Here is an 18,644-nt window from a genome sequence, read left to right as displayed (position 1 = left end):
AGCCGAGAGCTCAACCGGAATGTTTCAGGCCTATTAACGAAGCGGTGGAAACCAGCCACTTGGCTGCTTCGGGCGATCAAGAACCGCTCAGTTACGGGCTCGACGTGTTCGAATTCTGTGACTTCACGCCACTGATTCAACACGCAAGGTTACTGAATCGCGTGGGGTCGAGGTGTGTTTCCGTCGCGGACTCGGCAGACTCGCGGTCGCCGGTTCCGGCACCACCCCTGAACGGTCCGGCACACCCTCGAATCCTGCGGAAGGATGCACACGATGCGGAACACCGCGCGCTGGGCAGCGACCCTCGCCCTCACCGCCACCGCCGTCTGCGGACCCCTCACCGGGGCCGCCCTCGCCACGCCGGCCTCCCTGTACGCCCCCTCGGCCCTGGTCCTGACCGTCGGTCACGGCGACAGCGCCGCCACCGCGACCCCGCTGCGGGCGGTCACCCTCAGCTGCGCGCCCACGCCCTCCGGAACCCACCCGGCGGCGGGCCCGGCCTGCGCCGAACTGCGCGCCGCGGGCGGCCCGGAGGGACTGGCGCCGAGATCCGACGTGCTGTGCACCAAGCAGTACGACCCCGTCGTGGTCACCGTCGACGGCGTCTGGCAGGGCAAGCGCGTCTCCTATGAGCGCACCTTCGCCAACTCCTGCCTGAAGTACGCCTACGGAGCCGACGTCTTCGAGTTCTGAGAGACCGGGATCGCGTGGACCTCGTGGTCAACCTGAGCGGTTCGCGGATGGGGAGTGCGGGCCCTCGCCGCGGGGCGACGACGATCTCGCCCCGGGGGTCGGACGGGCGGAGTGGGGCCGCCCGCCGATCCCCGGGTCACCACCGCCCCTCCCCGGATGTACCGGGGAGGGGCGGAAAGCGTTTCAGCAGCCCGGTGCCGGCCAGCAGCCTGCGGATGCGCGGCTGGTCGGAGACGACGCGCAGGCGTCCGCCGCGCTCCCTCGCCCGCGCCTCGGCCCGGCAGAGCACACGCAGCCCCGAGCAGTCGAAGAACTCGACGTACCGCAGATCCACCAGCACGTCCGGCCGTGGCCCGGCGGTGGCGGCGTCCAGATGCTCCGCGAGCGCCCCCGCCGTCGCCAGATCGATCTCGCCGACCGCCTCGACCACGGTGAACCGGCCCTCGAACCGAGTGCGAGCGTTGTGGTTCGCCGCAGGCGGTTCGCCCGCACGTTCGTCCGCATCCGGGGTCATGGCCGCTCCACCTCGGCAAGGGGCCCATTCGGTCTCGGTAGTTACCCCGGTGCGACGGCGAACATCCCTGGAGAGCGGCACGCAAGAGCTGGTTCACCCGACCTGGTGAATTGAAGCGAAAGCGCTTGACTGGCCGGAGGGTGGCTATGCGCGGTCGCGATGGCTTGTGTCGCACCATGGGAACCGGCGGCTCCGGCGGCAGGTGCACAGGGCGACCCGGAAGCGGTCGGAGCGGACGGTGCTGCCGTCCTCCAGTTCCACCTCGACCGGACCCTCGACGAGAAGGGGGCCGCGGCGCTGGACCGTGATGCGGCGCGCGCTGTCAGACGGGGAGTTCGGCACGGACGATCACCAGCTCTTCCTTCTCGTCGTCGGCGGCCAGCAGGCCCTGTCCGCGCAGCCAGCCGGCGCGCTGCCGCAGCACCGGGCCGAACGGGATGAAGTGACGTTGCGTCACCGATGCTCGCAGGCCCGCGTCGTGCAGATGGGCAAGGGTCTCCTCCGGGCCGCTGAGCGCGGAGTGGATCATCAGCAGGACGCCGCCGGGCCGCAGCAGATCCGGGGCCTCGCGGCAGATCCGGTTCAGGATGAGCCGGCCGTCCCCGCCCGCGTCCCAGGCGCGGGCCGCTCCGCGCGGCCGGTCGCGCTCGGCGGGCGCGGGCACGTAGGGCGGGTTGGACAGGATCAGGTCGAACCGCTGGCCGCGGACCGGCGCGAACAGGTCCCCGCGCCGGATGCGCAGCGGAAGCCCCGCCATCCGGGCGTTCAGACGCGCGGCGTACACCGCCCGCCAGGAGACGTCCACGGCGGTCACCCGCGTGCCGCGGCGCGCCGCGGCCAGGGCCAGGGCGCCGGTGCCGGTCCCCACGTCGAGGACGTCCGCGCCCGGCGGCAACGGTTCTTCGAACAGGGCTTCGGTCAGCAGATCGGTGTCTTCCTGCGGGGAGTAGACACCCGGCGGTACCAGTGGATTCACCCGAGCCAAGTACCCAGGCAATCAGGAAGTATGGGAGATTTCGGAAATATCGCAAGAGCGCAGGGAGGAACGGCCCGCCCGCCAGTCCTCGAGCAGCCGGGCGGCGAACCGGTCCTCGACATGTCCTGTGGCATCGATGCCGAACACCACGTCCGGTGCCAGATGCGGCTGCTCCTCCAGCAGACCGCCGATGACGTCGTGTCGTACGACCTGCTCGTGGACGGCGTCGGCCTCCACGTGTTCGTCGTAGAAGTGCTCGGCGGCCGGCCCCGCTCCCGTGCGGCGCATCGCGTCGGCCAGTCGCCGGGACCCCGGCGACGAGGTGATCTCGACGGCGGCGAAGTGACCGACCAGGGCGCCGCGCAGCGCCCGGTGCAGGCCGAAGAGGGACATGAGGTTGACGGTGGCGAGCATCTCCGCGCTCGCCGCGTCGACATAGCGGCCGTACGTCGTGTCGAGGCCCAGGTCCGTCATCAGGTTCGCGAACAGGCGCGCGTGCAGCCGGTCGGGGCGGCCGCCGCCGAACTCGTCGAACTCCACCGCCGCCATGGCCACCTTGGCCCGCCCGGTGAGCCGCGGCAGCACCCAGGCGTGCGGGTCGGCCTCCTTGAGGTGGTACAGCGAGCGGTGGGTGGCGTACTCGCGCACCTGCCACAACTCGCCCTGCTCCCGCAGGAAGTGGCTGACGCCGCTGCCCTCGACGGGCTCGACGAGCAGGTCGCCCAGCGCGTCCTCGACACTGTCGTGCACCGTGGTGTCGGCGCGCAGAGTGGTCAGGAAGCGGTGCTCCAGCGCGGCCCGGGTGCGCAGCAGGTCGGTGTCCCACTCGCGCTCCGGGGGCACGCCCGCCAGACCCCGGTAGTGCAGTTCGTAGCAGAGGTACAGGGCGATCTGGAGGTCGTCCCCGTACGGGTCGGCGGCGGCGACGGTCTCTGGCCGGGGCAGTGGGCCGTTGTTCAGCAGGTAGCCCTTCACACCGGCCGAGACCGGCCCTCGGGGCGACGGAAACAGCGGCCCATCATGGTCGTACGACATGCCGGCCGGGTACCCCGGGATGGCCGTCACCAACGTCCTTCCTCGCCCCGGGCGAGCGCGCGACCAGCTACGACGGCCCCGTGGGCGCAGAGCGGTCTCACTCGCCCCCGGACTCCTCCTGCGCGCGCCTGCTGGGCGTGATCGCGTCCGCCGCCTCGCCCTCGTCGTCCCGTTGCTCGCCGGGCACCTCGGCGTCCTCGGCCTCCCGCAGGACCTCCTCCAGGGCGGTCTTCGGCGGCCGCTCGGCGTTCTCGTGGTTCTCGGGCACGATGGCTCCCTTGCTTCAGTGGCCGGCGGTGGCGATCCGCAGGGGCAGCGGTTCGGGGGCCGCGGGCGACTCGTCGAGCCGGTTGACCTCCGCCCACCAGGCCGGGCCGTCCTCGATGTGGCGCAGCAGGACGCCCTCGCGGATCGCCCAGGGGCAGACGGTGACCGCGCTGAGGCCGGTCAGTTTCATGGCGGTGTGCCCGACCAGCGCGCCGGCCAGGCTCTGCGCGGCGCGCGGCGCGGAGATGCCGGGCAGCCGGGAGCGTTCGGCCGCGGACAGCGCGGCCAGCCGGTCGACGGCCAGCCGTAGGTCGGCGCGGCGCAGCTGCCGCTCCACGAACGGCCCGTGCCGCCCCGGGGCGGCGCCGCACAGCCGGCCCAGCTGCTGGAACGTCCGGGAGGTGGCGACCGCGGTGCGCGGGCCCTCCCAGCGGATCCGCGCCGCCACGTCCCGCAGTTGGTGGCGGACCTTGCGGCGCAGCGCCCGCACCTGCTCCCGGCTGGGCGGGTCCTCGCCGTGGAGGAACTCATGGGTCAGCCGGCCCGCGCCCAGCGGCAGCGAGGCCACGAAGTCCGGCAACCGGCCGCGGCCGAAGGCGACTTCGAGGGAACCACCGCCGATGTCCAGCAGCGCCAGCGGTCCCGACCGCCAGCCCATCCAGCGCCGCGCCCCGAGAAAGGTGAGCTCCGCCTCCAGTTCGCCGGGCAGGGTGCACAGCTGGACACCGGTCCGGGAGCGGACGGCGCGCAGGACCTCCAGGCGGTTCGGGGCGCTGCGCACCACGGCGGTCGCGAAGGCCAGCGGACCGGCCGCGCCCCAGCGGGCCGCGGTCCGGCTGGCCTCGGTGACCGCCACGACGAGCCGCTCGATGTCCTCCTCCGGGATGTCGTTCCCGGGCCGTACATGCTCCGACAGCCGCAGTCGCCACTTGGCCGTGTGGACGGGCAGGGGCACCCCGCCGTCGGCGTCCGAAACCACCAGACGTACCGTGTTCGACCCCACATCCACGACGCTGATCCGCATGGGCCGGTGGGTACCCACTTCCGGACACACCAACGCGCACCACGTGCCCGGCGGCCCCACCCTGGCCGGTTCCCGCCGTCGCCGTGGCGCGCGGAGGGGCCGCCGTCTCCCTGCGGACGGCGGCCCCTGGGACCGGGCGGCTCCTACCGGTCGATCACATGTGGACGACCGGCGCGGCCTCCGGGTCCTGCTCCGGCACCCCGCGCCGGAAGAGCAGGAAGGCGATCACCGCGCCCGCGGCGAACATGCCCGCCGACCACCAGAAGGCCGTGGTGTAGCTCTCGATGGTCGCCTGGGCCTGCACCAGCTTGCTGGTCGCGTCCCGGCCGGCCAGGTAGTCGGTCGCGGCGCTCGCTGCAAGGGTGTTCAGCAGCGCCGTACCGATCGAACCGCCCACCTGCTGCATGGCGTTGACCGTCGCGGAGGCGACGCCCGCGTCCTCGGCGGTCACCCCGCCGGTGGCCAGCTGCATGGAGGCCGGCATGACCAGGCCCAGACCGATGCCGGTCACGATCAGCTGGGGGAGCACCGCGCTGACGTAGCTGGAGCCGACGCCGATGCCGGTCAGCCAGGCCATGCCGACCGCGGCCACCGCGAAGCCCAACGGGACGGCCACCTTCGGCCCGATGCGCGGCAGCAGGACCGTGGTGCCGAGCTGCGCGGCCACCATCAGCGCGCCCACCATCGGCAGGAACGCCACACCGGTCTTCGTCGGGCTGAAGCCGAGGTTCAGCTGCAGGTAGTAGGTGAGGAAGAGGAACACGCCGAACATGCCGCCGGCGGAGATCAGCACCGCGAGGAAGGAGGCCGCCCGATTGCGGTCGAGCAGGATGCGCAGCGGCAGCAGCGGGTGCGCGGCCCGGGTCTGCCACCAGGCGAAGGCCGCCAGCAGCAGCCCGCCCGCGGTCAGGAAGCCCCAGGTGAGGGCCGAGCCCCAGTCGTGCGTCTCGGCGTTGGAGAAGCCGTAGACCAGCGAGAACAGTCCGGAGGCGACCAGGATCGTGCCGGGCACGTCCAGCTTGCCGTTCTCGGCGTCGCGGTGGTTGGTCAGCAGCATCCAGCCGCCCACGAAGGCGACGACGGCGATCAGAACGTTCACGTACAGCGTCCAGCGCCAGTCGAAGGCGTCGGTCAGCACACCGCCGAGCAGCAGGCCCACGGCACCGCCGGCGCCGGCGATGGCGCCGTACACGCTGAAGGCCCGGGCGCGTTCCCGGGCGTCGGTGAACGTCGTGTTCAGCAGGGACAGCGCGGCCGGCGCGAGCAGCGCGCCGAAGGCACCCTGCAGGGCGCGCGCGGTGACGAGCATTCCGAAGCCGTTGGCGGCTCCGCCCAGCGCGGAGACGGCGGCGAAGCCGACCACGCCGACCAGGAAGGCCGTCTTGCGCCCGAACAGGTCGGCTATCCGGTCGCCGAGCAGCAGCAGCGAGGCGAACGCCAGGGCGTAGGCGGTGACGATCCACTGCCGGTTGCCGTCGGAGAACCCGAGGTCGGCCTGGGCGGAGGGCAGGGCGATGTTCACGATGGTCGCGTCGAGCACCACCATCAGCTGGGCGACCGCGACGACGGCGAGGATCCACCATCGCTTCGAGGAGGGCGCGCCGGGCGCCTCGACGGCACCCGTGGAGGTGCTGTCGGTGAGGGTCTTCTGGGTCATGGGGGAACCACTCCAGGGAAGCCGTTCGGAATGCGGAAGCACGAAGCCAAGAACGAAACTGTTTCGTACAGATGCAGCCTAGACCCTGCCCTAGCGAAACGGCAACGTTTCGCTAGGTGTGGCGTCCGTCTCGTCGGTGCCGGTCCCCTCCGCGCCGTGCCACGCTGTCCCTGGAGGACTGATCACCATGGCCGTTGCTCTCACCGGTACCTGCCCGACCCTCGACGACGGCCGCCGGGCCGTCCGCTTCGCCCGCACCTACGAGCTGCCGGTCGAGCGGGTCTGGCAGTTCGTCACCGACGCCGGGGAACTCGCCCACTGGTTCCCCTTCCGCGCCGAGATCGACCCGCGCCCCGGCGGCACCATCACCTTCGGCGCGGACCCGAACATGCCGGAGTCCACCGGCCGGGTGCTCGGCCTGGACGAACCCCGCCACCTGTCCTTCGAGTGGGGCGGCGACGAGCTCCGCTTCGACCTCGAGGCACTGGACGAAGGACGCACCCGCTTCACCCTGACCAACGTCCTGCGGGCCGCCGACACCGCCGCCCGCAACGCCGCCGGCTGGGAGGTGTGCCTGGCCGCACTCGACGCACACGCGCGCGGCGAGCGGTTCGAGGAACCGCACGCCGGGCCGAGCGCGCTGTGGAAGGAGTTCTACGACGCCTACGTCGAGGCCGGTGTGCCCTCCGGGGCGCCGGTCCCGGGCCTGGACTGACCGCCGCTCACGCCATCTGGCGCCGCACCAGCTCGTGCAGCCGACCGCCCGTGTCCGCCAGCAGCTGCGCCGGCGGGCCCTGCTGGGCGACCTTGCCGTCCTCCATGACGATCACGCGGTCGGCGTCGAGGACCGTCGACAGGCGGTGGGCGATGACGATCCGGGTGGCGTTGAGTGCCTTGGTCGACTCGATCACCGTGCGCTGGGTCTCGTTGTCGAGGGCGCTGGTGGCCTCGTCGAAGAACAGGATCCGCGGCCGGCGGATCAGCGCCTGGGCGATCATGAGGCGCTGGCGCTGGCCGCCGGAGACGGCACCGCTGCCCGAGACGATCGTGTGCAGCCCCATCGGCATCCGCTTGATGTCCTCGGCCAGCCCCGCCATCTCGGCCGCCGCCATCGCCTCCTCCGGCGTGTACGGCTCGGTGCCGCAGATGACGTCCAGGACGGAGCCGGTGAACGGCTGCGCGTGCTGCAGCACGACACCGCACTGACGGCGCACCGCCGACTGGTCCAGGGCGGCCAGGTCCTGGCCGTCGTACAGGACACTGCCCGAGACCGGCTTGTCGAAGCCGATCAGCAGCCTGAGCAGCGTGGACTTGCCGCAGCCGCTGGGGCCGACGATCGCCACGAACTCGCCCGGGCGCACCTCGAAGGACACGTCGTCCAGGACCAGCGGCCCGTCGTCGGCGTACCGGAAGGACAGCCGGCGCGCCTCGATCGCGCCCGACAGCGGACCCGGCCGGGTGCTCGCCGTGCGCACCTCCGGCGTCGCCTCCAGCACCGGCTTGATCTCCTCGAACAGCGGGAGAGCGGCCACCGCCGAGACGAACGCGCCGGTCAGCTGGGTGACCGAGGTCAGCAGCATCGTGACAGAGGTGTTGAACGTCAGGAAGCTCGCCGCCGACATCGAACCGCGCGCCGGACCGGCCAGCAACATGAACATCAGCAGGGTGCACAGGGGAAGGTAGACCGCGCCCATGACCGTCGTGAGGTTCTTGATGCGGCCGACCTTCTGCTGCAGTTCACGGCTGCGCGCGAACTCCGACGCCCAGGCCGCGTAGGCGTAGTTCTCGGCCGCCGCCACCCGCAGCTTCGGCAGCCCGCGCAGGGTCTGGAACGCCTGGTTGTTCAGCTTGTTGCCGAGCACCACCAGCTTGCGCTGCCAGCGCACCTGCCACAGGCCGAGCCCCAGGAACGCGCCCGCGATGACGACGAGCATGCCGATCGCCGCCAGCGCCATCGACGGGCTGTACCAGAACAGCAGCCCCAGGTTCATCGCGCCGACCGTCACCGACTGGGCGACGACCGGGCCGATGCCCGCCATCATGCGGCGCATCGCGCTGATGCCCATCGCCGCGCTCGCCAGCTCACCGGTGGAGCGCTCGGTGAAGAACTTCGTGGGCAGCCTCAGCAGCCGGTCCCAGACGGCCGGCTGCAGCGTGGCCTCGATACGGCCCTCCAGCCGCAGGATGGTGAGGTTCTCCAGCAGCATGAAGGCCGCCGCGACGAGGCTCGTCACCATTACCGCCAGACAGACCTGCCCGATCAGGTTCGTCTGCGCCCTCGGCACGAACTCGCCGAGCACCTTGCCGGTCGCGATCGGCACCAGCGCGCCGATGGCGACCGTGACGAGACCGCTCAGGAGCAGGTTCACGAGGTCGCTTCCGGTGCCCTGCATGCTGAACCGCAGCAGCCGCAGCGGACTCAGCGTCCGGTCCGGCAACGGCCGGTAGAACATCACCGCGCGCGGCTCGAACTCCTCGGCGTTGGCCTTCTCGACCGGAGTCTCCCGGCCGGTCGCCGGATGCACGGCCACATAGCCGCCGCGCCGCCACAGCAGCGCGACCGGCGCACCCGACAGCGCCCGGTGACCGACGAGCGGGCCGACGTCGTCCCGCCACCAGTGGCCGTCCAGGCGCACCGCCCTGGTCCGGACACGGGAGGCGACGGCCACCTGTTCCACCGGGTCGAGCCGGTCGCTGCCGGTGCCGGCCTGCGTGCGGTCGGCGAGCCGGATGCCGGCCGCCTCGGCGACGAGCTTGCAGGCCGCGTACGTCGCGTCCGCGTCGGCGGCGGTCGCGCGCTGGGACGAGGACTTGCCGATGGAGGCCAGCAGCGTCCGGTCGGCCTGGGCGCGGACCGCCTCACCGGCCTTGATGCCGGCCGCCGTGCGCGTCTCGTGCGTCCGCTCCAGCTGCTCGATCCAGCGGTCCAGCGTGGTCAGCAGCCGGTACTGCTGGTCGACCATGCTCTGCCAGACCGCGGGGTCCATCAGCAGGTCGGCGGCGGCCTCTGCGCCGTACAGCGAGCCGTACTGCACGCTGCCGGGCGGCACCTGCATCCAGAACACGTCGTCATCCGTGACCTCGGCCGCCCGTTCGGTCGCCATCGGCGCCTGGAAGAGGACGGACAGGCTGCGGCCGACGCCGAGAGCGAGGGCGTACTCCAGCGGGCTCGTGGTCGGCGGCACGTACTGCGGGTTGCCGTACTCGTCGTAGGACCAGGTCTGGGTGTCGGCCGTCTGGTACAGCTCGCGCAGGCCGATGCGGTGCACCACGCAGTCGCGCAACGGGCGTGCCACCAGGGTGTGTTGCGGCCCGGCGACGGGTCCCAGCAGCAGTGAGCCCGCCTCCAGCCGGCCGAGGTGGTGCCAGTGGCCCTGCTGCGCGGCGTCCACCGCGAACAGGTCCAGGCTGCCGGCCGCGACCAGCCACAGCACCTGCGGGCCCTCCAGGTCCAGCCGGGTCAGGCCGGAGCAGTCGACCAGCGTGCCCATGGACCCGAGGGCGCCGAGAACGAGGTCGCCCTCGTGCGGTGTCGTCATCTCATCGCTCCCTGACCAGCGCCGCGTACGCGCCGCCGCGCGCCACCAGGTCCTCGTGCCGCCCGCGTTCCACGATCGTGCCGTGCTGCAGTACCACGATCTCGTCGCTGTCGCGCACGGTGCTGAGCCGGTGTGCGATCACGACACACGCGCAGCCGCGCCTGCGCAGGTTGTCCATGACGACCTGCTCGGTCTCCGCGTCCAGCGCGCTGGTCACCTCGTCGAGCACCAGGATGCTCGGCCTGCGCACCAACGCCCTCGCGATCTCCAGCCGTTGACGCTGACCGCCGGAGAAGTTGCGGCCGTCCTGCTCGACCTTGCTGTGGATGCCGCCGGGGCGGCGCATCACGACGTCGTAGAGCGCCGCGTCGCGCAGCGCGTCCACCACCGCGTCGTCCGGGATCGACGGATCCCACAGCGCCACGTTGTCGCGCACCGACCCCTCGAAGAGGAAGACCTCCTGGTCCACGAAGGAGACGGAGGCGGCCAGCGCCCCGCGCGGGATGTCGTCCAGGCGCTGCCCGTCGATGCGGATCACGCCCTCCCACGGCGAGTACAGACCCGAAATGAGCCTGGAGACCGTGGACTTGCCGCTGCCGGAGCCACCGACCAGCGCGACCTGCTGACCGGGGCCGACGGTCAGGTCGAAGCCGGTGAGCAGGGGCTTGTCCAACGGGTTGTAGCCGAACGTGATGTTCTGCAGCTCGACGTGGCCGTGCAGACGGCGCGTGGAGTCACCGGCGCCGGGGCGCCCGTAGAGCGGGTCGGCCTGGAAGTTCTCGACGTCCTTCAAGCGGGCCACGTCGGCCGCGAAGTCCTGGATGCGGCCCGCCACGCCGTTGAGACGGGTGATCGGGGCGGTGAAGCGCGTGACCAGCGACTGGAAGGCGACCAGCAGGCCCACCGAGATGCCGCCCTCGACCGCGCGCATACCGCCGATCCACAGGATCACCGCGCTGTTGAGCGAGGCCAGCGTCGGCGCGACCACGCCCAGCCAGGCGCTCGGCACACCCAGCCGCTGCTGCTCCTCCAGCGTGGTGGCGTGCTGCCCGGCCCACTTGCGGAAGTAGCCGTCCTCGCCGCCGGTCGCCTTCATCGTCTCGATCAACTGCAGTCCCGTGTAGGCCGTGTTGGTGAGACGGGCGCTGTCGGCGCGCAGCTTGGCCGTGCGGGTGGCGCGCAGCCGGATGACCACGCGCATGGCGACGATGTTCAGCAGGGCGACGCCGATGCCGACGAAGGTGAGCTGGGGGTCGTAGGTGTAGAGGAGTACGGCGTAGAGCACGACGACCACCGCGTCCACGCCCGCCGCCGCGAGGTCGCGGGCCAGAGTCTCGGCGACCTGGTCGTTGGACTGCAGCCGCTGCACCAGGTCGGCCGGGCTGCGCTGGGCGAAGAACGTCACCGGCAGCCGCAGCAGATGGCGCAGGAAGCGCGCGCTGGAGAGGGTGGAGGAGATGATGCGGCCGCGCAGCAGGTTCGCCTGCTGCAGCCAGGTCAGCAGCACGGTGAGCAGCACGCACGCGCCCATCGACGCGAACAGCACGCCCAGCAGCGAGGTCTGACCGCCGATCAGGAACAAGTCGATGTAGGTGCGGCCGAGCGCCGGCACCGCCGCGCCGACCAGCACGAGCAGCAGGCTCGCCAGCACCGCGGCCGGCATCGTGCCCGCCGTGCCGCGCAGCCGCGCCGGCATCGCGCCCAGCACGCCGGGCTTGCGGCCGCCCTTGGTGAAGCCCTCGCCGGGCTCCATCACCAGCACGACACCGGTGAAGCTGCCGTCGAAGTCCTCCATGGGCACGAACCGGCGGCCCTTGCCGGGGTCGTTGATGTACACGCCGCGCCGGCCGAAGCGGCGCCCCATACCGTCGTAGACGACGTAGTGGTTGAACTCCCAGAACAGCACGGCCGGCGTCTTCACCTCGGCGAGGGCGGCCGTGTCCATCTGCATGCCCTTGGCCGTCAGACCGTAACTACGGGCCGCCTTCAGCAGGTTGCTGGCGCGCGAGCCGTCCCGCGAGACGCCGCAGGCGATGCGCAGCTCCTCCAGCGGGACGTGCTTGCCGTAGTGGCCGAGGACTATGGCCAGGGAGGCGGCGCCGCACTCGACGGCCTCCATCTGAAGCACCGTCGGTGTGCGGACGGTCTTCGCCTTCCCGGTCGGGACCGGACGCTTGGGCGGGGCGGCGCGGCGCCTGCTCCGCGTCTCCTGGGTGACACTCACGGCAGCAGCCAATCGACGGGACGCTGGTCGGCCAGCCGGATCGAGCCCGAGGCCGTCGTCATGGAGGTGAGATCGAAGGGCGGGCCGTCCTTGGACGACCACTTGTAGCCGCTCTTCGTGGAGGACGACTTGTCCAGCTTCACCGTCACGGCCACCGGGCGGCCCTTCTTGGTGAACTGCTCGCCCAGCTGGCTGTCCCCGAGGAACGCGGCGATCTGCTGGGCGGATTCGGCGGAGCGGTCGACCGACTTCACATGGCCGCGCAGCACGCCGTACTCCTGCGTGGGAACGGAGGAGACGGTCAGGTCGACCGCGGCGTTCTCCGGGATGGCGGCCGCGTTCTCGGCGGGCACGTACACCGTGGCGTACAGCGGGTCCGAGGCATGGGCGACCTTCTCGACCGCGGCGACGTTCGCGCCGGTCTGGATGATCTGGCCGATGGTGGCGGCGAGTCCGGTGATGCGGCCCGCTGCGACCGTGCGCACGACGGAGTCGCCCTGGGCCGTACGGACCTTCAGGACGGGGGCGTCGGCCGGCAGCCGCTCGCCCTGCTTGGCGAGGACCGCGGTGACCTGGCCCGCGACCGGGCTCTGCAGGATGTAACTGCCCTCGCCGTGGGTGAGGATGGCGGGCGCGCTGACCGTGGAGGCCACCGAGCCGGTCACCGCCCACACCGAGGCGGCGGCCACCGCGACCACGGTCACGGAGAGGACCAGCCAGCCCTGGGGACGGGCGAAGCGCACCGGAAGGTCGAGCTCCTCCGGCGACTGCAGCTTGGCGAGGGCCTGTTGGCGGAACTGCACGGAAATTCCCTCACCTGAAAACGAGGAAGGACCGGCTCGCGCGAGCCGGCTGGTTCACGGCATCGACAAGCCCCGGAGCCGGCAAGAGGCTCCGGGACTCAACGATCACAAAGGGTGCGATCAGAGACCGGCGACCAGGTTGGTGACCGGGGCGGTGTTCAGACCGGTGACACCCTCGACGGTGCCGACAGCCGTGTCGACCAGGCCGGAAACCGGGGCGACGCCGTCCACCAGGCCGGTGACGGTGCCGAGGGCGTTCACGGCCAGGCCGCCGGAGACGTTGTCGAGCTCGGCGTCGGAGATCTCGACGGTCTCAACCTGGGGGGTGGAGTTCATGATGGAACTTCCCTTCATATGGATATTTCACAAGGGGGGAGCGGCCCCCTCTGGGGGACAGAGCGGCACCGCGACCGCAGGCACCCGGGCTCCGTCTCCGAAGCCCCGCGGCCCCCGCAGTGCGATGGATCAAAGCACGCCGCCGGTCCGCCCTTCCAATCAACCACCGTCTCACCAGGCAACTTGCGTCGCTGAGGTACCGATGCGTGCAGGACTCTGCACGCGCCGGTGGCAGCTTCTTCACATGCGTCACGGCATCGGCTCGTCCGAGCGCTTGCTGATCGTCGCGCGAATCCGACACTCCTGCCGCAATGGCGTGGGGGTGGCCGGCCGCTTGTGCAGAACCCCCGCACCCCGTGACTTCGTTGAGTATTCAATGTGCAGATTCTCAGGAGCCGGGATTGAGTGCGGTGTTCGCAGCGGAAAGTAGCCGACCGGCTGCGGAACGTGCCGGACCGGAAGTGCGCGGGCGGGCCGTGTCAGCCCAGAAGCGCGTAGACCGTGCTCGCCGTCGCCGCGACCTCCCCCGACCTCTCCTCGGTCATCGTGATGTTCGCGAACGCCATGCGGCGCCCCAGCCTGGTGACCACCGCCTCGATCAGGACATCCGATCCTGTCACCGCGCGCTGGAACGACGTCGACTGCTGAACCGTCGTCATGGGCCCGTACGCCCCGCGCGCCGCCGACACCGCGATCACGGTCGCCGTGTCCGCGGCGGCCATCAGCGCCTGCCCCGACAGACCGCCGCCCTCCCGCGCCAGCCGGTCCGACCAGGGAAGACGCAGTGTCGCGCGGTCCTCGCCCACCGCCTCCACGGCGAGGCCGAGTTCGAGAACCCAAGGGGCGAAGCAGGCGGAGAGGATCTTGTCGCCTTCGGCGGTCGTCATCGTCATATGGGCGATTGTTCCCCGCGCCGTCGCGTCGGACGCCGGTCATGGCCGATTCCGCATCCGGCAAAGCGAGTTGGCAAACGGAATTGAACGCACCGCGCGGCCCCTGCGTACCAACAGCCATCCAGGCGCCCAGAACGACAACAGCTGCCGAACGGCGGCACACACTCCGGTCCCCCAGGAGGTCGAGAAGTTTGAGTCACAAGCGAATTCCGAAGCGCAAGGCCGCTATCGCGGCGGGCAGCGTCGTGGCGCTCGGCGCGGCCGCAATCCTGCTGCCGAACGCCAACGCCTCCCAGGACGGCTCGTCGGCCGGCGCCGCCCCCAAGACCCTGAAGGCCACGGACGCCTCGGATCTCGCCGCGCAGCTTCAGAACCTGCTCGGCCAGGCCTTCGCAGGTTCCTACTACGACTCGGCCGCGCAGCAGCTCGTCGTGAACGTCGTGCCCGGCGACAACAACAAGGTGGTCGTCGAGGCGAAGAAGGCGGGGGCGAAGGTCCGTGAGGTCAAGAACAGCCTCGCGGCGCTGAAGACGGGTGCCCAGACCCTGAAGGCCAAGGCGACCATACCGGGCACGGCCTGGGCGATGGACCCGAAGACCAACAAGCTCGCCGTCACCGCCGACTCCACCGTCAGCGCCACCGACTGGAACAGACTGACGTCGACGGTGAAGAGCCTCGGCGCCGACATGGCGACGGTGAAGCGGTCCTCCGGCACCTTCAAGACCCTCGTGTCGGGCGGCGACGCCATCTTCGCCCAGGCGCAGGGCGGCACGGTCCGCTGCTCCCTCGGATTCAACGTCAAGGCCTCCGACGGCAGTCCGGCGTTCCTGACCGCCGGTCACTGCGGTGTGGCCGCCAAGCAGTGGTCCGACTCCGAGACCGGCCAGCCCATCGCCACGGTCGACCAGGCCACCTTCCCCGGCGCCGGTGACTTCTCCCTGGTCAAGTACGACGACCCGAACACCCAGGCGGCGAGCGAGGTCAACGTCGGCAACGGACAGACCGTCCAGATCACCGGTGCCGCCGACGCCACCGTCGGCGAGCAGGTGTTCCGGATGGGCAGCACCACGGGTCTGCACAACGGCCAGGTCACCGGCCTGGACGCCACGGTCAACTTCCAGAGCGAGACCGACCCGAACGGCGTCGACACCGTCACCGGCCTCATCCAGACCAACGTCTGCGCCGAGGCGGGCGACAGCGGCGGCTCCCTGTTCACCCAGGACGGCAGCGCGGTCGGCATGACCTCGGGCGGCAGCGGCGACTGCACCGCGGGCGGCGAGACCTTCTTCCAGCCGGTGACCACGGCCCTGCAGGCCACGGGTGCCACGCTGGGCGACGGCGGCGCGGGCGCCGGTGCGGGCGCGGGCGACCAGGGCGGCTCGGCCGACCCGTCGGCCTCCGCCAGTGACGGTGCGGGCGCCGGTGACCAGGCCGGCGGCGGCGACGCGGTGGGCGGCAGCGCCGACCCGTCGGCGAGCGCGACCGACGGCACGGGCGATCAGTCCGGTGCGGGTGTGGGCGACCAGTCGGGTGCGGGCGCGGGTGACCAGTCCGGCGTCGGCGACCAGTCGGGTGCGGGTGTGGGCGACCAGTCGGGCGCGGGTGCCGGCGACCAGTCCGGGACCGGCGCACAGGACAACGGCTAGTCCTCGCTCACCCAGACCCACTGATCGGCCTCGCACGCGGTTCCGGTCGACGGTGGACGGTCCGGCCCTCCGGCGGGAGGGCCGGACCGCGTCGTCTCCGCCACCGGTTTCGGTCAACTGTGACCGGCCGCGCCGACGGCGCCGCCGGAGTCCCGTCCGCCCCCTCAAGGCCACCGGGACGTGCGCCGACATGTGCCCGGCGGGCATGCCGTCAGCTTCGTCGGACGGCCGGGAGACCGAGTGAGGGAAACCGGATGCGCCCCCCGGCCACCCGACCCGCACGGCCGGCAACGAGTAAACGGAGTCCTCGCCGCCGCATAGTGGCCCGTACGCGGGCAGGCGTCACCGCCCTCCGCCGAAGAGCAGCGGGTACCCAGCCGCCCCGGACCCATGCCACCCCAGCCGATGCGCGCCGCAGCGTGCGGGCGCCTTGCGTGCGCCCCCGCGCAACCCGATGGCCGGTTCTTCGCGCCCACAGGTGATGACGGGCGCCAACAATGGGCACGCGCTCAACACCATGAACCGGCGTACGCGAATTGAGGGGGCGGGGAGTGATCCGGGTACTTCTGGTGCACGACGAGTGTCTGGTGCGGTCGGTCCTGGCGGAGTGGCTCCGCCGGGAACCCGATCTGCGGGTGGAGGACACGCCGTGGCGGAGCGCGCTGGGCAGGGCGAGGGCGATGCGACCCGACGTCTGCGCGGTGGACCTGGAATGCGCGGACGCCTACGGCATGCCGCCGTTGGGCGAGCTGTGCCCGCGCAGCCCAAGTCCGGTCCCACCCAGACTTCTGGTGCTTGCCGGCGCGAACAGGCCGGGCCTGCTGAAGCGCGCGCTGGAGGCGGGGGCGCTCGGCTACGTCGGCAAGGAGGGTTCGCCCGAGCTGCTGGTGCGCGGCATTCGCCGCGTTGCGGAGGGAAAACGTTTCGTCGACGACTCGCTCGGCTTCGGTTTCCTCAAGGCCGCGGAAATGCCGTTGACGCGCCGCGAGTTGAGCGTGTTATCGCTGGCGGCGGAGGGAGCCTCCGTCGCCGAGATCGCCGGAAGCCTGCACCTGTCCAACGGGACCGTGCGCAACTACATGGCGGCCATCACCCGCAAGACCGGGGCGCGCAACCGCATCGACGCCATCCGCATCTCGCAGGGCGAGGGCTGGCTCTGAGCGCCGGGCCGGTACGGGCGCCCAGCTGCCGACCAGATCCCGGTACAGCGGCGAGACGTCCAGCAGTTCGTCGTGCGTGCCGAACGCCGTACCCGTGCCGTCCATCACCAGCACCCGGTCCGCCCGCCGGGCCGAGCTGATGCGGTGGGCGACGACGACCAGCGTGCCGCCGGGCCGTGCCGCGAAGGCCCGCTCGGCGCGTACCTCAGCCGACGGGTCGAGATGGCAGGTCGCCTCGTCGAGCAGGGCGAGCGGGGCGTACGACAGGTAGGCCCGGGCCAGCGCGACGAGCTGCCGCTCACCTGCCGACAGGGCCGCCGGATCGACGACCGCGTCGGGCCCGCCGAGCCGTTCGAGCAGCGGCCCCAGGCCGACCGCCTCCGCCGCGGCGAGCAGTTCCGCCTCCGGCACCGGGTCCGCCCGGAAGTGGCCCAGGTTGTCGGCGACGGTGCCGCTGAAGACGTAGGCCTCCTGCGGGATCAGCACACGCCGCGCCGCTGCCGCCGCCGAGGGCACCGCCTGCCCGTACACCTCGATTCGCCCCTTCGCCGGCCGCAGCAACCCCGCGACCAGGCCCGTCAGCGTCGACTTCCCGATGCCACTGGGCCCGACGACGGCCAAATGCGACCCGGCCGCGAGGACGAGGTCCAACTCCTCGACGACCGGCGTGGAACCGGCGCCGTAGGCGAAGGTGACGCCGGAGAGGGAGAGGGCGGGAGCAGTGGCCGTCTCCCCTTGCGGGGGTGCCCCTTGGGTCGGCCGGCCGATCAACTCACCTCGCCGAAGGGCGACTTCACCACCCCCGACGTCCTCCGCCCCGGCCGACGTCAGGCGGCGCAGTACCACCGTCAGGCGGGAGCCGCTGGTGCCCAGGCCGTGGACCAGGTTGTGCAGGGCCGGGAGGAGGGACTGGGTGACGTAGGCGAGGGCGCCGACCAGGGCGCCGGTGGTGACGCCGCGGGTGAGGAGCCAGGGGGCGGCGGCCAACAGCAGGACGATGGGGAGCTGTCCGCCGACGGCGAGGGATGCGACGCGCAGCACGCTCCAGTGGGCGAGGGAGCGGGCGGCGCCGAACTCGGCGTCGACGAGGCGTCCGCAGTCCTCGGCGATACGCTCCTCCGCTCCGGTCGCCGTGACGTCCCGGAGCCCCGGGCACACCTCGCCGAGCCGGTCGGCCAGCGCCTCGTCGGCCACCAGGAACGCCTCCTGCCGGCGGGCCAGGGGCCGCAGCGTCGCCACGAACAGGGCCACTCCGGCCAGGAGCGGCGGTCCTACGACGAGCAGCAGGAGCGGGGCGAGCGAGAACAGCCCGACGAGCGCCCCGACCGCGGTGAACACGAACGACCGCGAGACCATCACCAGTCCGGCGAAGGTGTCCCGCGCGATCTCCACCTGCTGGGTGAGCCCGGACAGCGTCCCCCGGTCGGCCTCCCGCACCCCCCGCCGGACCACGCCCTCCACCAGCCGGTCCCGCAGGGGTTCCACCAGGTCGGCGACGGTCGCGTACACCCGCGCGGTGCCGTAGGCGCCCAGGACCACGCCGATGCCGGCCACCGCGAGCCAGGCCAGTCCGGCCCCGGCCCGGCCGGCCAGGAACCCCTCGTCGAGCGCGCGCGCCGGGGCGTACCCGGTGAGGAAGGTCTGTCCGGTCTCCAGCACGGACCAGCAGGCGAGCCGTACGACGACCCGTCGGCGGGCCCGCAGGAATCGCACCCCTCGTGACCGAAGCCCGCCACTCACGCCGCGCCCCCGGCCGACTCGACGTCCGCCGCGCCCCCGGTCGTGTGGGCGTCCGTCGTGCTCCTGGTCGTGTGGGCGTCTGCCGTGTTCCTGGTCGTGTGGGCGTCCGTCGTGTTCCTGGTCGTGTGGGCGTCTGC

At 71.9% G+C, this 18,644-nt stretch carries 16 protein-coding genes and 1 pseudogene; 4 read left to right on the top strand and 13 right to left on the bottom strand.

The features are described from left to right. Positions 1–273: 273 nt before the first annotated feature. A complete protein-coding gene (locus tag ACQF4J_RS06590; RefSeq protein WP_351581418.1) occupies positions 274–693 on the top strand; it encodes a subtilase-type protease inhibitor in 420 nt (139 codons plus the stop codon). Positions 694–829: 136 nt separating this feature from the next. Here ACQF4J_RS06590 and ACQF4J_RS06585 read toward each other — a convergent pair whose 3' ends face one another. The 7 genes from ACQF4J_RS06585 to ACQF4J_RS06555 form a co-directional block, all read right to left on the bottom strand. Then, complete coding sequence (locus ACQF4J_RS06585; RefSeq protein WP_351581420.1) at positions 830–1,207, bottom strand: STAS domain-containing protein; 378 nt, start codon at positions 1,205–1,207, stop codon at positions 830–832. Positions 1,208–1,351: 144 nt separating this feature from the next. Continuing rightward, a complete protein-coding gene (locus tag ACQF4J_RS06580; RefSeq protein ID WP_351581421.1) occupies positions 1,352–1,549 on the bottom strand; it encodes a CDGSH iron-sulfur domain-containing protein in 198 nt (65 codons plus the stop codon). Next, the gene (locus ACQF4J_RS06575; RefSeq protein WP_427165051.1) at positions 1,530–2,183 is read right to left on the bottom strand and encodes a HemK2/MTQ2 family protein methyltransferase; all 654 of its coding nucleotides are present in this window, start codon (positions 2,181–2,183) and stop codon (positions 1,530–1,532) included. Before ACQF4J_RS06575 ends, ACQF4J_RS06580 begins: the two co-directional genes overlap by 20 nt. 21 nt (positions 2,184–2,204) lie before the next feature. After that, entirely contained in the window at positions 2,205–3,218 is a 1,014-nt protein-coding gene (locus tag ACQF4J_RS06570) for an iron-containing redox enzyme family protein (RefSeq protein ID WP_351581451.1), read from the bottom strand. Positions 3,219–3,315: 97 nt separating this feature from the next. Continuing rightward, entirely contained in the window at positions 3,316–3,486 is a 171-nt protein-coding gene (locus tag ACQF4J_RS06565; protein WP_351805748.1) for a hypothetical protein, read from the bottom strand. A 15-nt stretch (positions 3,487–3,501) separates the two neighbouring features. Beyond that, positions 3,502–4,509, bottom strand: a complete 1,008-nt coding sequence (locus ACQF4J_RS06560) for a Ppx/GppA family phosphatase (protein WP_427165049.1) — start codon at positions 4,507–4,509, stop codon at positions 3,502–3,504. Positions 4,510–4,663: 154 nt separating this feature from the next. Continuing rightward, positions 4,664–6,166: an MFS transporter gene (locus ACQF4J_RS06555; protein ID WP_427165047.1), complete on the bottom strand. Its 1,503-nt coding sequence runs from the start codon at positions 6,164–6,166 to the stop codon at positions 4,664–4,666. A 187-nt stretch (positions 6,167–6,353) separates the two neighbouring features. On the opposite strand from ACQF4J_RS06555, the gene ACQF4J_RS06550 reads away from it, so the two are divergent. Then, positions 6,354–6,881, top strand: a complete 528-nt coding sequence (locus ACQF4J_RS06550; RefSeq protein WP_427165045.1) for an SRPBCC family protein — start codon at positions 6,354–6,356, stop codon at positions 6,879–6,881. Between the two features lie 7 nt (positions 6,882–6,888). Here the strand turns inward: ACQF4J_RS06550 and ACQF4J_RS06545 are convergent, their stop codons facing one another. From ACQF4J_RS06545 to ACQF4J_RS06525, 5 genes are all read right to left on the bottom strand, one after another. Then, a complete protein-coding gene (locus tag ACQF4J_RS06545) occupies positions 6,889–9,705 on the bottom strand; it encodes an NHLP bacteriocin export ABC transporter permease/ATPase subunit (RefSeq protein ID WP_351805752.1) in 2,817 nt (938 codons plus the stop codon). 1 nt (position 9,706) lies between these two features. Next, a complete protein-coding gene (locus ACQF4J_RS06540) occupies positions 9,707–11,929 on the bottom strand; it encodes an NHLP family bacteriocin export ABC transporter peptidase/permease/ATPase subunit (protein WP_427165042.1) in 2,223 nt (740 codons plus the stop codon). Further along, positions 11,926–12,732, bottom strand: coding sequence for an HlyD family efflux transporter periplasmic adaptor subunit (locus ACQF4J_RS06535; RefSeq protein ID WP_427165040.1), 807 nt, complete (start codon positions 12,730–12,732; stop codon positions 11,926–11,928). The genes ACQF4J_RS06540 and ACQF4J_RS06535 overlap by 4 nt, the downstream gene beginning before the upstream one ends. A gap of 120 nt (positions 12,733–12,852) precedes the next feature. Continuing rightward, on the bottom strand, positions 12,853–13,068 hold the full coding sequence (locus ACQF4J_RS06530; RefSeq protein WP_058921350.1) for a hypothetical protein: 216 nt from the start codon (positions 13,066–13,068) through the stop codon (positions 12,853–12,855). A gap of 479 nt (positions 13,069–13,547) precedes the next feature. Continuing rightward, a complete protein-coding gene (locus tag ACQF4J_RS06525) occupies positions 13,548–13,961 on the bottom strand; it encodes a PaaI family thioesterase (RefSeq protein ID WP_351581438.1) in 414 nt (137 codons plus the stop codon). A 191-nt stretch (positions 13,962–14,152) separates the two neighbouring features. Here ACQF4J_RS06525 and ACQF4J_RS06520 point away from each other — a divergent pair, with 191 nt between their 5' ends. Both ACQF4J_RS06520 and ACQF4J_RS06515 read left to right on the top strand, forming a co-directional pair. Beyond that, entirely contained in the window at positions 14,153–15,607 is a 1,455-nt protein-coding gene (locus ACQF4J_RS06520) for a S1 family peptidase (RefSeq protein ID WP_351805759.1), read from the top strand. Positions 15,608–16,158: 551 nt separating this feature from the next. Next, positions 16,159–16,683, top strand: a pseudogene (locus ACQF4J_RS06515) (LuxR C-terminal-related transcriptional regulator); the annotation flags it as partial. Here ACQF4J_RS06515 and ACQF4J_RS06510 read toward each other — a convergent pair. Beyond that, positions 16,606–18,480, bottom strand: a complete 1,875-nt coding sequence (locus ACQF4J_RS06510; protein WP_427165037.1) for an ATP-binding cassette domain-containing protein — start codon at positions 18,478–18,480, stop codon at positions 16,606–16,608. The pseudogene ACQF4J_RS06515 and the gene ACQF4J_RS06510 sit on opposite strands and share 78 nt — an antisense overlap. Positions 18,481–18,644 lie beyond the last annotated feature (164 nt).

It is taken from the genome of Streptomyces sp. C1-1 (assembly GCF_050214755.1).
Lineage (GTDB): Bacteria > Actinomycetota > Actinomycetes > Streptomycetales > Streptomycetaceae > Streptomyces.
The sequence above is the reverse complement of the archived record's forward strand: the minus strand, read 5'-3'. Positions and strand labels throughout refer to the sequence as shown.